General features: G+C 63.8%; 10 protein-coding genes. All 10 read right to left on the reverse strand.

All coding sequences use genetic code 11. From position 1 onward, the window contains the following. Nucleotides 1-64: 64 nt before the first annotated feature. On the reverse strand, nt 65-592 hold the full coding sequence (locus tag C665_RS02290) for a hypothetical protein (protein ID WP_004299229.1): 528 nt from the start codon (nt 590-592) through the stop codon (nt 65-67). Beyond that, entirely contained in the window at nt 589-2,181 is a 1,593-nt protein-coding gene (locus C665_RS02295; RefSeq protein ID WP_004299231.1) for an AAA family ATPase, read from the reverse strand. Before C665_RS02295 ends, C665_RS02290 begins: the two co-directional genes overlap by 4 nt. Further along, nucleotides 2,168-3,766 (reverse strand): restriction endonuclease subunit S, encoded by a 1,599-nt coding sequence (locus C665_RS19970; RefSeq protein ID WP_012586031.1) that lies wholly within the window; start codon nt 3,764-3,766, stop codon nt 2,168-2,170. Before C665_RS19970 ends, C665_RS02295 begins: the two co-directional genes overlap by 14 nt. Beyond that, on the reverse strand, nt 3,763-5,355 hold the full coding sequence (locus C665_RS02310; protein WP_004299236.1) for a class I SAM-dependent DNA methyltransferase: 1,593 nt from the start codon (nt 5,353-5,355) through the stop codon (nt 3,763-3,765). Before C665_RS02310 ends, C665_RS19970 begins: the two co-directional genes overlap by 4 nt. A gap of 24 nt (nt 5,356-5,379) precedes the next feature. Next, entirely contained in the window at nt 5,380-8,793 is a 3,414-nt protein-coding gene (gene hsdR, locus C665_RS02315) for a type I restriction-modification system endonuclease (protein WP_012586032.1), read from the reverse strand. Between the two features lie 939 nt (nt 8,794-9,732). Then, nucleotides 9,733-10,188 (reverse strand): RES family NAD+ phosphorylase, encoded by a 456-nt coding sequence (locus C665_RS02320; protein WP_004299246.1) that lies wholly within the window; start codon nt 10,186-10,188, stop codon nt 9,733-9,735. After that, the gene (locus C665_RS02325) at nt 10,188-10,616 is read right to left on the reverse strand and encodes an Xre family toxin-antitoxin system antitoxin (protein ID WP_004299248.1); all 429 of its coding nucleotides are present in this window, start codon (nt 10,614-10,616) and stop codon (nt 10,188-10,190) included. The genes C665_RS02320 and C665_RS02325 overlap by 1 nt, the downstream gene beginning before the upstream one ends. A 455-nt stretch (nt 10,617-11,071) precedes the next feature. Continuing rightward, complete coding sequence (gene ltrA, locus C665_RS02330; protein WP_004299250.1) at nt 11,072-12,355, reverse strand: group II intron reverse transcriptase/maturase; 1,284 nt, start codon at nt 12,353-12,355, stop codon at nt 11,072-11,074. 989 nt (nt 12,356-13,344) lie between these two features. Then, nucleotides 13,345-14,553, reverse strand: coding sequence for an IS91 family transposase (locus tag C665_RS02335; protein ID WP_004299253.1), 1,209 nt, complete (start codon nt 14,551-14,553; stop codon nt 13,345-13,347). Between the two features lie 7 nt (nt 14,554-14,560). Further along, nucleotides 14,561-15,436, reverse strand: coding sequence for a tyrosine-type recombinase/integrase (locus C665_RS02340; protein ID WP_004265662.1), 876 nt, complete (start codon nt 15,434-15,436; stop codon nt 14,561-14,563). Between the last annotated feature and the right edge of the window lie 94 nt (nt 15,437-15,530).

Below are 15,530 nucleotides of genomic sequence, written 5' to 3' on the forward strand. Positions count from 1 at the left end.
TCGCTTCCGGACCTTCCCGGCTGCAGATCCAACCGGCCAGGATAGTTGTCGTCGACCGGTCAGGTTAATTGTCGCCGGCCACGGTGGCGGTGACCTCGATGAGTCTCACGTCTGCCAGCTTGGCTGGATCCAGCAACACGGGGCGTTCATCTTCAATGCACCGGTCATCCCATGTTGCACGCCTACTGCCTTGCATTAGCGGGAACCAAGCACCTTTGCCCACCGTTTCGTCGGTTGCGTCATCGTGATTGATCTGGTTCGCTCGCTGAGCCGAGAGCCTGAAGTTGTCCCAAGAGAATGCGAGCCAAGGGTAGCCGTCGTCGCTATCGGTGTCGGAGCGCTTGGCCTGCTTTTTCGGACGATAGTGGTCAACGTCCATGAAGGAGTGGACGCAGTCACTCTCGGAGTACCAGCACTTGCCGTAGGACATCTTGGACAGGTAGCGAGCGAACGCACGCCAGATGCGCTTCTTCTTCTCAATGAATGCAGCACGTTGTTCAGCAGGCAACGCCTCCAGCTCCGCTTGTGCTCGCTCGGCGACGCGCAACACCTTCTCCGGAATGAGTTTCGGGTCTCGGCGCACGAAGATCACGACTTCGCCTCCGACACCATTAGTTGCTGAATTAGTGTCTTCATTGCGCGCTGCCGCGCTTCAATGTCAGCCGCGGTGAGCGGCGGCCGGTCGGCGTAGCGCACGTCGTGCCAGGCCCGCAGGAAGTCTTGGTAAAGCGGCTCACGATCCTCATTCAAGAAGCCCAGGCGCGCCAGTTGATCGTTCAGCTCAATCAGCCTTCGCTGCTGACCATCGTCCCGCTTGGGCGCTTGCACAAGCTCATTGCGCTCGTCCACCAGGCGCTGAGTTTCGACGTCTAGGCTGGTCGCCAGACCGAAGATCTCGGTCAGCGTGGCCGTGAAGCCCATGCCTCGCGGGTCGGCGTAGGGCGCGGCTGCGGTCACGCGGCCATCGTCGGTTTGGGCAATCACTCGCACCTCGTCTCGCGACAACGCCGAGATCGTCAGCGGGTTGTGGGAGGTCAGCACGATGTGGCAGTGGTCCTTCTCGGCCGCGATGCCCGTCCAGTCCTCGATCAGCTTCAGATAGCTGTGCTGCCAGTGTGGGTTGAGGTGCGTGTCGGGCTCGTCCAGCAGGAAAAGCGCGCGCTTGCCGCGTGAGACGCGGATGAGGCCCAGAACCATTAGCAGCTGCCGTTCGCCGTCGGACAGGTCGGCAAAGCCCACGTCGCCGCTGGTGTCGTTGCTGCGCGTAACCCAAACCTGGATCTCGCGCACCAGGTCGGAGATGTCCATCGCCTCCAGAGCGTAAAACATCTCGCGCTCGTTCTTGAATTGCTCGGCCAGCTGCTGCAGCCGCGCCAGCGATGGCAGGAAGGCAGCGAACTGTGGCTCCACCTGCTTCTTGTCGCGGTAGTCGTCCACTGCGTTGCCTTCCAGCGCAAACGGGTGAAAGGCCAGTTCCTTGAAGCGGCGCGCGGCGCGGCCAGCGGGTCCGCCGGCGCCCCACAGGTCGTCGGCGCTGGTCTTCCGGCCCTTGGCGAACCAGGGTTCGCGGAACAGTGCCAGCAGCGAGTGAAAGCCGGTGATGCCCAGGCGACCGGCCAGCTCGGCGGTGACCTTGGGGTCTGGAAAGGCGAACAGCGCCAGCATTGCCAGCACGCCATGGATGGGTCGGCAGTAGAAGAGGCGTCGGGCTTCCTGTGCCTTGGCGACCTTCGCTTCGTTGTCCTCGAGCTTGATGTCGTCGTAGTAGCGCCGCTGGTGGCTGTCGAACAACGCCTCCAGTCGGCGGCTGCCGCCGGAGTAGTAGCCGAACACCAGGTCCGGAAACCACTCCGTCTTGCGCTTCTCGAACTCGGTGCGCTTAACCTCCTGCCCGTTGACCCGAATCGCGGGTTCGTCGGGAAAGTTGCTCAGGCACACGCTGGGCGGATTCGGGACCGCCGGCCCCTGCGGCTGGATGCGGTAGGTCACCCGGTAGTGAAAGCGCGGCTCGTTGCGCCGCAGGTCCACCCAGCGGAAGACCTGGGTGATGGCCTCGATGAGGTTGGACTTGCCGGCGCCGTTCTGGCCGATCAGCACCGTGGTGAGCTGGCGCTCATCGAAGTCCAGCTCCAGCCCGCGAAGGTTCTTGAAGCCGTCGATGCTGACCTTATCCAGCCGCATGCCCGGGCTCCAGCGTGGTCTGGTTGTCCTTCACGTGGCCTTGCGCCACCTCCCAAGCGAGTTGCTTGTAGAAGTCGGCGACGGGCAACTCGGCCACCTTGAACAGTGCTTCGGCGCTGGCGGGCGTGCCGATGCGGTGCAGGTGCGCGGCCAGGTAGGGCTGACCCGTCACGTCGTCGTCCTGGCGGCTCTTGGTCATGGCGGCGGTTTCCTTCGGGGCACGGGGTGGGCGGCCGCGGCGCGGTGTGGTTGCCGAGGCGGCATGCGGGGGCGCTGCGCGTTGGGCGGCAATACGGGCCAGCAAGACGCTGGCCGGCTCGTCGGTGGGATCTTGCGGAACCAAGTCGCCGCGGAAGGCTTTGGCGAGAGTGAGCGAGGGAAGCTTCCGTGTCTTGCCTGTTGCCGCAGCGACGCGAGAATCGATGGTGTCGGCAAAAGCGAACAGTTCTCCAACTCGATGAACGATCTGAGCTTGTTCGGGCCCTTCTGGCAGGCGTAGTGGAATTCCGCGCACCTTGGACAAGTTCAGATTTGGCTGCGCGCCGCCTTCCGCAAGCGCGCGCGTTTGCTCGTACTGCGACAAGAGTGCAAGCTTGACGAAGGCGGCGTTGGCTTGCTGCTCATCGACAGTTATCGCAGCGCAGGCCTGATTGATGGTCGCGTCAATTCGAAGCTCGCTGACTTGCCCACGAGTCTTCCCTTCACCGTACATAGCAATGATCAGTGTCCCGGGGCGGTAGACCCTGAGCCTGTGTGCATCGATTGCCGCTTTAGTCACGTACTGGTCGGCAGAGTCGATGTAAGGGCGACTCGTGGCCGCGCTTGTCACCCAAGGGGTCCCGGTCTCTGCGTAGAAGTTGCTGTTTGATCGAAGAGGGGTGGATCCAGTCCCAACTTCCGCGACGTCAGCAATCGTCCTCGCCGACCAAGTATCTAAGCCCACTCCTTGTTCGGCCCGCCAGACTTCAGTCAGGTCGCCAGAAAGCGCAGACGAGAGAACCAGCTTTCGAAACCGCTTGAGCAACGCCGGAATGGCCTCCAGGCGGTCCTGACAGGCCTGGATACGCGCCAGCAGGGCCTCGAGTTGGTCGGCGATGCGGGCCTGTTCTGCCAGCGGCGCAACGAGGACAGGATACTTGGCTACGCGACTTGGCTGGGCGCGGGTCAGGGAGCCGCCTACGCCGGAGACCTCGCTGCACAAGAGCGACCGGAATGACGGTTCGCTGAAGTAGTGCTTCGCGAACCGCGGCACCATGGCGTCAGATCGGAACCCGATCCACTCTGACGAGGCAATTTGCTCGTGATCGCGACGGGTACCGACTGTCCAAACACGATTAATGCGGGGGTTGATCTTGCAGACCAGGACGTCACCAGGCCTGACGGTCTGCTTCGTCGAGCCGATCGCACGTCCCGGTAGCTGCTCGGGGTGCTTTGTTGGGAAGCTCGGCACGCTGTAGAGCTCAAAGACTTCGTCTGGCCGTGTCGCGGGGTTTACCGTGCTGCCGCTAAACGAGTTGAGTTCACCGAATGACGCGACGTCCCAGCCTGCGGGAAGATCGCTGGCCTGTGGAGCGGAATCGATCATGCGATTGCCCCTTCGCCATCTTCCGCCGAATCATCTGCAACTACGGCCTCCAAAACTGCGTCCGGGTCCTCGCCCAGCTCCTCAAGCAGTGAGCGCAACTCAGAGACCGCGGCGTTCAGCTCTTTGAGCGCAAGGCCAGCTAAGAGCGAGGGGTCGTCTCGCGACTGGTCTGTTGAGGCAGCGCCGCTGTCCTTCAGCCAACTGATATCCAGGCTGTCGCCCCGCTGTGCGATCTGCTCGCGCGTGAAGCGGCGCCAGCGCCCGGCCTCGCCGGTATCCTGGCGCGCGGCCAGCGCCGCCGGTCCGCCGCGCGGGTCGCTGCCGAACACATCTTCGAACTTGTCCCGCGGCTGGCTGGCCGGGACATCGGGCGGCGTGCGGAAGTAGTCGCGCGTGAAGGGCGTGCGCTTGCCGAAGGCGGGCATGTTGGCCCGCATGTCATACACCCACACTTCCTTGGTGTTGCCCTTGTCGGTATCGCCGCGGGTGAAGAACAGCACGTTGGTCTTCACGCCCTGGGCGTAGAAGATGCCGGTGGGCAGGCGCAGGATGGTGTGCAGGTTGCACTTGTCCATCAGGTCGCGCCGGATGTCGGCGCCGATGTTGCTCTCGAACAGCACGTTGTCGGGCAGCACCACGGCGGCCCGGCCGCCAGGCTTGAGGGCGCGGTAGATGTGCTGCAGGAAGGCGAACTGCTTGTTGCTGGTCTCGAAGGTGAGGTCGCCGCGCGTGGGCAGACCGCCGCCCTTCTTTGTGCCGAAGGGCGGATTGCTGAGGATGAGCGTGGCCGGAGGCAGGCCTTTGTGGTCATCGCTCAGTGTGTCGCCATAGGTCACGCCGCCTTCGATGCCATGCAGCAGCATGTTCATCAGCGCCAGGCGGTGCGTGTCCTGCACCAGCTCCATGCCGTGGAAGGTCTGGTGCCGGTACTTGCGCTGCGCCTCGTCGCTGAGGCTGTCGAAGTCGTTGTGCTGGCGCAGGTAGTTGTTGGCCGCGATCAGAAAGCCGCAGGTGCCGGCTGCAGGGTCCTGGATCACGTCGCCCAGCTGCGGCTTCATCACGCTGACGATGCTGTCGATCAGGTGGCGCGGGGTGAAGTACTGGCCGGCGCCGCTCTTCTTCTCGCCGGCGTTGCGCTCCAGAAGGTCTTCGTACAGGTCGCCCAGGTCGTCGCGGTCGACGCTGTACCAGTCCAGGCGGTCGATGTCGGTCACCAGCTTGCTCAGCGTGGCCGGCTTGGTGATGAAGGTGTTGGCGTTGGCGTAGATCTCCTGCACGGCACCGCGGCCATGCAAGCCGTAGTCCAGCAGCATCTCTTTGTAGAGGTCGAGCCGGTCCGGCGCCGAGGCACCGAGCAGATCGTCCCAGCGGGTGCCGGCTTGCTCTTCCTTGGGGGAGCCCTGCTTCTTGTCTTTGGCCTTCCAGATCCTGAGCCGCTCCTCCTGGCCTGTCTCCTTCATCATCTTCAGGAACAGCAGGTAGGTCAGCTCGCTCAGGTACTGGTGGTAGGTGACGCCGTCGTCGCGCAGCACGTGGCAAAGCGACCAGAGCTTGGCGCCGATGTCGAGTGCGGCAGTGGGGTTGGACATGGATCGAGAGTTCAAGAAGGAGGGTCAGCGGTTGGCAGCTTCGGGCGGCAAGGCCCAGAGCGCGTCGTTGAAGGCGTCGAGCACGGGCTGAAGTTGGCCGTTGAAGACCTTGTCCAGCCGGTTAAAGCCTCCACCTTCGCGCTTGAAGATCAAGTCGGGGTCGTCGATGGCGGAGCGGTCCACCAGCACATTGGCCTTGGTCTGCGCAGCGATGCGCTTGAGCCAGTCGCGCTGCGGTGTGCTCCAGGGCTTGCCTGCAGGCGGATGCGCCAGCAGATGCTGCAAGGCCCGGTCGACGCGCTCCACATAGGGGACCAGGGCATCGCCGATGGCTGCCTGGCGGATGTAGCCCACGATGCGCGCCGCGATGTCCTGGTTGGTCAGCTCGCGCCAGGCCGAGGCGAGGCTGGTTTCGGTGAAGCCGGCCTGGTCCAGCGCCAAGACCAGTTCGCGCAGCTGCGCGCGGGTCAACTCGCGTGGCCGTGTCAGCACGGTCACCAGCGCCGGAATCTGGTTGCCCTGCGTCTTGATGAACTCGCTGAAGGCGCGGATGTAGTCGTCGGGCTTCTTGCCCTTGCCGTAGCCGCGCTCGGCACGGTCGAAGGCATCGGTGTGCTCTGAAATGAACATCTCGCGCTCGGGGCCATCGCTTCGGCGGTCGAGCAGCTCGCCCAGTTCCGGGTTCTGCACGAACCACGCCGCCACATCGGCCAGTGGCATCGCCTTCAGCTTCTGGACGAAGGCCTGCACCGACATACCCGCCTTGGCCTCGAAGTCCTGCCGGTTCTTGTCGGTGAGGTGGCGCTTCTTGGCCTGCAGCTTGGCCAGGAACTGGTCGCGCACCAGTTCGGTGGCCGATTCATCCTTCAGTGTGGCCAGCTCCTGCGAAAGCTGAGTGAAGGTGATCTTCGGGTTTACGACGACGGGTTTCATGGCCGTCATGTCGCCAATGGCCTCGAAGATGCGGACCGCATCGAACACGCGGAAAGCGTCCTTCACGTCGGTGCCGCCAAAGTTACAGAGCCGCGTCGCGCGGCCCAGCATCTGGTCGAACAGGATGCGGCTGTTCACTTGGCGCAGGAACACCAGGTTGCAGATCTCGGGCACATCGACGCCCGTGGTCAGCAGGTCGACGGTGACAGCGACATTCGGCAGGCGCTCGTTCTTGTAGCGGCGGATCAGCTGCAAGGGCTTGTCGGCCGCGCCGGTGATCTTGATGACGGCGTCGTCCTCGACCGCGCCGTACTGCGCGGCGAAGGCCTTCTTCAACAAGTCCACCACCATGTCGGCGTGGCTGTCGCTGACGCAGAAGATCAAGGTCTTGCGGCGGGAGGCCGGGTCCAGTTCTTGTGCCAGGTAGGTGCAGACCACCTCGTTGAAGGGACGCGTGATGACCTTGCGGTTGAAGTCATCGACCTTGAGCTTGATCTCGTCGGGCGTCTTGAACAGCTCGATCTGCTGGCGGGCGGTGTTGTAGACCTTGACCTCTTCGCCGGCCTTCCACGCAATGCCCTGCCCGGAGAGCAGGGTATGCACCTGGATTGGTGGCTCGTAGTCCACCAGATAGCCGTCGACCACGGCTTCGCGGTAGCCGTAGGCGAAGACGGGCGTACCGAAGATTTGCGTGGTGTGAAGGGCGGGTGTGGCGGTGAGGCCGACCTTCACCGCGTCGAAGTAGTCCAGCACACGTCGGTACTTGGACACGTAGTCGTCGTAGCCACGGAAGCTCAGCTCGGTGTCTGACAGCTCACGGTCCAGCAGGTAGCCGCGGTGGCACTCGTCGACGATGATGCAGTCGTACTGGTCGATGGGCGGCGGCGGCGTGCCGTCGCTGGGGTACAGCACACGCTGCACCATGCCTTGCACGGTGGCCAGGTGCACGGCGGTGTCGTCGTCGGGCGCCTGGACCTCCAGCTCCTTGATGCCGAAGATGTCGGCAAAGGTCTGCAGGCGTTCCATGCGCGTGTCCTTGAACGCGTTGGCGGCCTGCTCGCCCAGGGCCGAGCGGTCGACGAGGAACAGGATGCGCCTGAAGCGTTTGGCCTTGAGCAGGCGGTAGATCAGTGCGATGCAGGTCTTGGTCTTGCCGGTGCCCGTGGCCATGGCCAGCAGGATGGCGCGCTGCCCATCGCGGATGCTGGCTTCGGTGGCCAGGATGGCGCGCTGCTGGTAGGGCCGAAGCGGGAAGCCGAAATCAAACGGCGCATTGGCGAGTTCGGTGTGCGCGCGGTCGTCGTCACGCTGTAGCAGGGCGTTGAGGCCTTCCGGCGTGTACCAGCCGTCGAGGGCGTGACCCAGGTTCGCGGGCCGACGCAGGTCGCAAAACCAGACGCCGCTTCGCTCCGCGAGCTGCCGCAAGTACGGGCGGCCGTTGGACGAAAACACAAAGGGAACTCGAAATTCCGCGTTGGCCCCAAAATTGCTCAGGGGCAGTTCCACCTCGGGCGATACCCGGAAGCCGCGGCTGTAGCGCTTGGCCTGCTGCAATGCGGCTGATACATCGATGTTCTTGCGCTTGGCCTCCACGATGGCCACCGGCATGAGGTCGATGAACAACGCATAGTCGGCTGGCCCGGTCTCGGTGGGCCATTCGGCGATGGCGAGGTTTTGACCGCGTTGGGGACGTATCCCCCTGGCAAATGTGATGCGAGCCGAATCGACCGTCCAGCCTGCGAGGGCAAGCTGTTGGTCGATGAGCCTGCGAGTGTCGCCTTCGCTGATCTGGATGACAGCGGCCGCCGAATCTGCTGCTGCCACGAACTTGGCAATGACTTGGGGCGGCGCGGCTGCAGCTTGGGCTTGGAGTACCTCCAGCCGCTGGAGCAGTTCGGCCTTTGCCGCTTCGGCCTCGGCAGCCATGGTTTCCCAGACAGCGCTGTCGTCCTCGGCTTGTCGGATCTGGACTTGAATCTGATCAAGCGCCTGAGCCGCATCTTTCTGTGCGGCGCGATACTGGCTCAGCTCGGCGCGAAGTGCATCGAGCTCGGTTTTCAGTTCTGCACTCTCGTTTGCCGGGGGCGCTGGCGGCTGGAACGGGCCTGACTTGAAGGCCGGGTCTTTGAAGGTCCGATGGAACCACACGCCGAGTTGCCAGCTAAGCCGAAGGCCCAGCAACGCCGTGCGATGGTCGCCACTCAAGCAATGGTTCGCGTCGTTACCTGCCTTGCGCACCTCGGCGAACAAGGCCCCAACTTCGCGTGGAACGATTCCCTTGTCCTGCAATCTCCGGAGCAGGTCGACCTGCTTCTCGTCAGGCGACGTATAGATTCCCACCTTCGACGCTGCGAGCTGCGCGAGCAGCTCCGTCAGTTGGCGAAGCTTCAGGAGGCAAGTGTTCGGGTCATCAGAAAAATAGCGCTCGGCGAGCATCCCTAGGCGCACCAATTGCTGGTCGTGCACCTTGAGATGTCCGAAATTCGATGGCATGTCGCCAAACATCGGTAGCCTTTCTCGGAGGCTGGCGTTACCTGCGAGATGCCGAGGAATGGCGCTGTCCGGGGGACGTGACCGGCGGCGTAACGATGCCGTGATCACGACAATAGCTGAGCACCATGACCTCCAACATAGACGCAACGCTGCGCCTCTCGACCTCCGCGGCCGTCGACAGCGCGGCTTTGACATCGGGCGGGACTCGGGCGCTGACCACCTCGGTCTTACTCACTGCCACGGCGGAACTCCTGTGTGAAAAACGCTAGCAGATTGCAAGGATAACCTATCCCCTTTCGCGATCGGCCCTGGGGTGTCCTGCTGCCCGTTTCATCGCCGGCGTCCCGAAGGGACTCAAATCCTCCAGCGAGGTCTTTCCAAGAATGACTATGCGCTGCATGGAAGCACATTCACGTCTTCGTGGCCGACTGCGGTCTTTGATAGGACAAGCCTGGTCGACGTCTTCCACGTCTGTTGCTCTCGTTCATCGGGTAGGTAGGCTGCCTTCGAGTCGCCAAACGGCTGAACGGGCGGTCACCGGCGTATTGTCGCCTGTTCCGACACGGCCCATCCGCTGCCGTGATGGGGGCGCTTCCAGTCGCCCCCATCACCACGTCCGAGTCACCACCCTCGCCGATAAGAATCGGGTTACTTGCTTACGCCACCAACCGCGGCGACGCCAGATTTCTACGAAAACTGAACGCCGCTAACAGCCCGATTGGGCGCGGCAGGCCGACGACAGCAACGGCCAAACAACCGCCATCCCGAGACCGCGCCGACCAGACCGGTCAACCTGGACGCCCGCGAGAATGAATGCCACGGATCGAACTCCGTCCTGACCTTCGTACCCTTCACCACCGTGATCAACACGAACGCCGGACCCGCGTCGCGTCACAAACATCCGCCTCGCCCCCGGGCGTTCTGCGGCCGTGGTCTTGTGAGGCTAACCCCTCACCCGAACAGCCGCCGATCCCACACCACCGCCTCCGGCGCACCCACCCTCACCCTGGAAAAATCCGGGTGCGCCGGGTTCACGACCGCATTGAACTCCAGCCGCGCCACCACCGACGGCACCACCAGCACCAGGCTTCGCCTCGACGCCAGCCCGTCGTCGCCGAACTGCCGCGCCGCGCCGCTATCTTCTGCATCCCAGCCGTCGGGCAAGCTCGCCTGCTCATGCCGCTCGACCAGCGCATCCTCGTCGGGCACCTCGGCGATCACGATCTGCTGCGTGCCGGGAATGCGTCCGATGCCGGCATGGGCGAGGATCTCGAGCATCGCGCAGGCGGAACTCAAAGAACCATAGATGGCGGGATGCCCCGGGCTGTTCCAGCGCCCGCCCAGCAGCGCGGCGCCGGTTCCGTCCCAGATCGGGTGACGCCGGTCGGCGATGCGGTAGACGCGCATCAGGCGGCGATGCCGTAGAAGAACCTCCACAGCAGGGTCTCGACCCGGCGCGCGCCCAGCTCGGTCATCGCGACCTCGAGCGGAGGCTGCCCGCCCAGCATCGCGTGCGGTGCGTGCAGGAAGGCGAGCGCGTCCTCGTCCGAGTTCCAGACGTGGCGGGCGGTGGCATAGACGCGGGCGAGGCGCTCGATCTTTTCGGATTCGGTGGGGCTGAGACGGTCGCGGCGGCGCTTGAAGGTGGCTTCGGGAACGACGCGGTGGAGCAGGATGCGGCGCTCGTCGGGGTTGCGCCCCAGGCGCTCGACGCCTGCCTTGAGGGCGGCCTTGGGGAGGCCTTCGGCGACTTGCTCGTCGAGTTCGGCAAACGAGTGCGGCGCCGGCGCGAGCGCCATCACTGCGGCGATCTGCTCAGGGGTGACGAGTTGCACGGCGGCGGCTCCGGTATCACATGACGACCTGAATATGGATCATGTGATACCGGATGTTCCGCGCAATTAAAGTCGAAAACTTCGCTTCAGCCCCGACGAGGACTCCATCGCCACCTCACGCAACGTTAGTCACGGGAAAAGTCGAAAACAAGAGCAAGCGGTGAGGCAGGCTTGCGCGGGTCTTGAACAATATAGTCGAAAACAGCCCTTTCGCAGTATCCGGAACCGCTGGCCGAGCACCCCAGTTTGCTTTCTTGGCCTGGCCGGGCGAACTCACCATGGACTTCCGCTTACGGTAGAGTAGAGATGTGGCGCGGTAGCAGTAGGTTCGGTTTGTCTGTTATCCGCCCCTTTCGTCTGGCGGTGCCCAAGTAACCTTGCCTTAACCCCGTTTCCACATCCCCCTCATCGAACCGGACGTGCAGATTTCCCGCATCCGGCTCTCAGACAAGACATCACGCCTTCGCCCACGCCTTGTTGCGCCCGCCCAGGCTGGCAAGACCGAAGTACCCGTAAAGGTGCGAGAGTGGATAATTCCCGCCCTTGCTTCGCCTGACCTTGTATTTGTTGCGCAACCACCGACGCAACCGCGTCGCCGTGTAGCTGTCGAGCGCACGATAGGCGCGGCTCACGGTCCCTACACTGAAGTAGTTCGCCCAGCCGCGCAGCGCACGGTTCAACTTGCCCACCAACTCCGTGGTCTCTTGCCAACCCGTTCTCAGATCGGTCAGCGCATGGATCTTCTCGACCATGCGCCGGATACTCTTCTTCGACGGCCACAGGGCAATCCGAGCCTTCCCTGTTTGCGCCGAGTACCGTCTTCCGAACGTGTAACCCAGAAAGTCGAACTCGCCTTCCGGGACCTTGCAGATTCGTGTCTTCTCCTCGTTCACCGTCAGCTTCAGTTTGCCCATGATCTGGCGCATTCGCTGCAAGGCTTCTTCCGCCTTGCCACGTTTGCATAGGATCACGAGGTCGTCGGCGTAGGTGACGATTCGACTGCCAAGGCTGCGCTCCAGCCCGAGCTTCTTCCACCCCAACACAAAACGCCGCATATACAGATTCGACAGCAACGGCGAGATTGGGGAACCTTGCGGGATGCCGCGCGCGTTGTCCTTGGCCTCGGTCGTACGCTTCTTCCTTCCTCGGGAATCAGTCTCTTCGACGGTACATTCCAGCCACATCTTGATCAGATGCAGCACACGCCGATCAACGATGCGTCGCGCAAGCGACAGCATCAGTTCGGCATGCGGAATGCTGCCAAAGTAGTCCGCGAGGTCGGCGTCAACGGCGTCCGTATGACCGCGGTACAGGCGTTCCTCTACCTCCTTCGCCGCCTGCTGGGCATTGCGGCCCTGCCGGTAAGCGTACTGCTCGGGAGGGAGATCGGCTTCGAAGATCGGCTCGAGCACCAGCATTGCTGCTGTCATGCAGACCCGATCCCGCAGGGTCGAGATTCCCAGTGGCCTGAGCTTGCCGTTGGCCTTCGGGATGAACACTCTCCGAATAGGGTCCGGTCGGTAGCTCTCCTCTTTGAGGGCAACCGCCAGTTCGTCCAGCCATCGCCGCACCCCATACGCTTCGACGTCGGCAAAGTCCTGACGATCCACGCCCGGCGCGCCCTTGTTTGAGCGGCACTGCGCATAGGCATGGGCCAGAATGTCTTGCCGGTAAATCTTGTCGTACAGGACGTAGAAACGATAGCCGGATTCCGACTTCGCTTTCGCGTGTAACGCCATCTGCAGTTTCTGAACACTGATCGGAGTTGATAGGTTGCCCAATCTCCACGTCCCTCACTACGTCTTGCGTTGATCTTGAATCAAGGCCCCTTCCCTCCACCGGCATTACCCGGCTTCCCCGGTACTACGGGCCTCTCCGCCACCCCAAGCCGCCCGGACCGTCTCTCACGAGCGTCCGGTTGGTCATCCCTGACCACGCCAAGGGGCTTCCCGTGTTGCGTGCGCTTTCCTTGTGTACATGCTGTCGCCACTACCCCGGCACAGCGACTGGCGGTCCTACCTTGCTCATCCGTCCAGCCGTATCAGCCTTCCCCGAAAGGGTCGTCGGGTCAGCCTGTGCATCGTCTTTTTCGAGGCTTACTCAGCGTTCACTCGCGTTACGGCCTGCACACTCGCGCTGCCACCGAATTTTGTGGCCCGCTTAACCGAAGGCTTCAGCCATTTCGTTACCTCCATGACTGCTCCGGTTGCTTCCGGCTGGAGCATTTCGCCGGGTGGGGCTTTCACCCACTGGAAAAGCGCCGCCTTTGCACGGCGCACACCCACAAGAGACACTCATGGCGTAGCTGGTCCTGTGGCAGGTCTCTGCGTGAAGCAGGCAGCCCAACGCACATAGGCCACGGGCCGCTACTGTTCAGCTTTGTTCGACGCCTGCCCCTTCCCCGTGCCGATGAAGGTTCGACCCGTGCCTGTGGGCAGGCGTTGGACAAAGCCCGGGGGAGGAAACCGCGAAACGAGGCGAGGCTGTTCAGTCGGGGCTCGGCGTTATGGGCATTTGAGCGCCGCCCAATCGCGCAGGTACGCGATGTGCGTGGTGCTGCGCCAGGCGCCGCGTGTTGCGTGAAGGCGTTGCCCGCCCTCGGTTGCGCGGGCGAGGTCCGCGCGGCGCGGCTTGTGATGTGAATGCCAGTGGCGGGCGCAGCGGGTCTTGACCAGGCCCGTCCGAACGGGTGCTGGCGGAAGGCTGCGGGCGTGGAAGCGATGCCCGATCATGAGGTCACCCCACGGAGTGGTGGCGCGCGGATCGTCGCACCCCGAGCAAAGGTTTCGATCACGCGCATCACCGATCCACAGCAGCGACACACGAAGCCGGTGGTGGGCGTGGTCGACAGCGCGGTGGCTTCCGGCGCCGAGGCGATGGTGCATGGCTCGTCTGGAGGCGTTGCGCCAAGCAGTTCCCGCGCACGTGCCAGGTGCTGCCGCCGTCCCGCGTTGGCGAGCAGTCCGTAGTGCCGGATGCGGTGGAAGCCGCACGGCAGCACGTGCAGCAGGAAACGGCGCATGAACTCCCCGGCGGTGAGCGTCATCGTCTTGTGGCGGGTGCGCCCCTCGGCGCGATAGTCCTTCCAGCGGAAGGAGACGCAGCCCCCGTCGAGGGAGACCAGGCGACGGTTCGAGATCGCCACTCGATGGGTGTAGCGCGACAGGTAGGCGAGCACCGCCTCGGGGCCGGCGAAGGGCCGCTTGGCATAGACGACCCATTCGCTCGTGCGCAGCGGCGCGAGCCAGCGCAGGAACGCGGCCATTTGTGCCAGCGGGGCGAACTCGCCGAAGAAGCTCAGCACGCCGGCGTGATGCGCCTTCGCCAGCTCTTCCAGGAAACGCCGCCGGAACAGCCGCGAGAGCACGCGGACCGGCAAGAAGAAGCCATGCCGGCAGGCAATCCAGCGTTGCCCGTCGGCCGACAGGCCGCCGCCGGGGACGATGCCGTGCACGTGCGGGTGGTGCGTCATCGCCGAACCCCACGTGTGCAGCACGAGCGTGGCGCCGATCGTCGCGCCGAGGTGCTTCGGATCGGCAGCGATGGTGAGCAGCGTCTCGGCGGCGACCTCGAACAGCAGCCGATAGACGAGCGCCTTGTTGGTGTAGGCGAATGCGCTGATCGGCGCCGGCAGCGTGAAAACCACGTGGTAATACTCGACCGGCAGCAGATCCGCCTGCCGGGCCTCGAGCCAACGCTGGGCGGCCCGCGCCTGACACTTCGGGCAGTGCCGGTTGCGGCACGAGTTGTAGCTGATGTCGATCTGCTCGCAGGCCTCACAGCGCAGCACATGCCCACCCAGCGCCGCAGTGCGGCACTGTTCGATGGCCGACATGACCTTCAACTGCCCGAGGCTCAAGTGATCGTGCTGGGCGAGACGCCACGCCGGCCCGAAGGCGCGGAAGATGTCCGCGACCTCCAGTGCGGAGCGGACCACGATGCGCCTACGCCGACTGCAAGGTCTCCAGCGGACTGACGACTTCGCGCAGCAGGTCGGTGGCGACCTGGGTGTAGATCACCGTGGTGTCGAGTTTCTTGTGGCCGAGCAGCGCCTGGATGATGCGGATGTCGACCTTCTGCTCGAGCAGGTGGGTCGCGAAGCAGTGGCGAAGCGTGTGCATCGACACCCGCTTGTCGATGCCGGCCGCCAGGGCGGCGGCCTGAACAGCGCGATTGAGTTGGCGCGGGCTCAGTGACTCGATCGGGTTGAGGCCCGGGAACAACCAGCCGCCATCGAGCATTTTGCCCTGCGCCCGGGCGACCCGCCACCACACGCGCAACCGCTCCAGCAGCAGGGGCGAGAGCATCGCGTAGCGATCCTTGCGGCCTTTGCCTTGCTCGACCCGCAGGGTCATGCGCCCGCTGTCGACGTCGCTGACCTTGAGCGAGACCACTTCGCTCGCTCGCAGTCCGGTCGCGTAGGCGAGCGACAGCGCCGTCTGGTGCTTGAGATTGTTGCAGGCGGCGATCAGGCGCGCGACCTCCTCGCGGCTGAGCACCACCGGCAAGCGCTGCGGCAGCCGGACCGGCTGCATTCGTGCCATCAACTCGCCGCGTTGAAGCGTGATATCGAAGAAGAACTTCAGCCCGCTGATGGCGGCGTTGAGCGACATCGGCGAGGTGCCGGTATCGACCAGGTGCAACTGGTAGTTGCGCAGGTCCTCCACCGTGGCGCTATCGGGCGCGCGCCCCAGATAGCGCGTGAACCGGCACACCGCACGGATGTACGCACTCTGCGTCTTGGGGGTGAGCTTGCGCATCCGCATGTCGTCGAGCATGCGCTGGCGCAAGGGGCTGACGGGACGAGTCGGGGTGTCCATGGCTTGCTCCTGTCGAAAATGAGGCCGATTGCCTCATCTCCCACCATGGCAAGCCTGCTGCCGATGGAAACCACGAACTTCGATGCTCGTCACG

It is taken from the genome of Thauera aminoaromatica S2, assembly GCF_000310185.1.
In the GTDB taxonomy this organism is placed as follows: domain Bacteria; phylum Pseudomonadota; class Gammaproteobacteria; order Burkholderiales; family Rhodocyclaceae; genus Thauera; species Thauera aminoaromatica.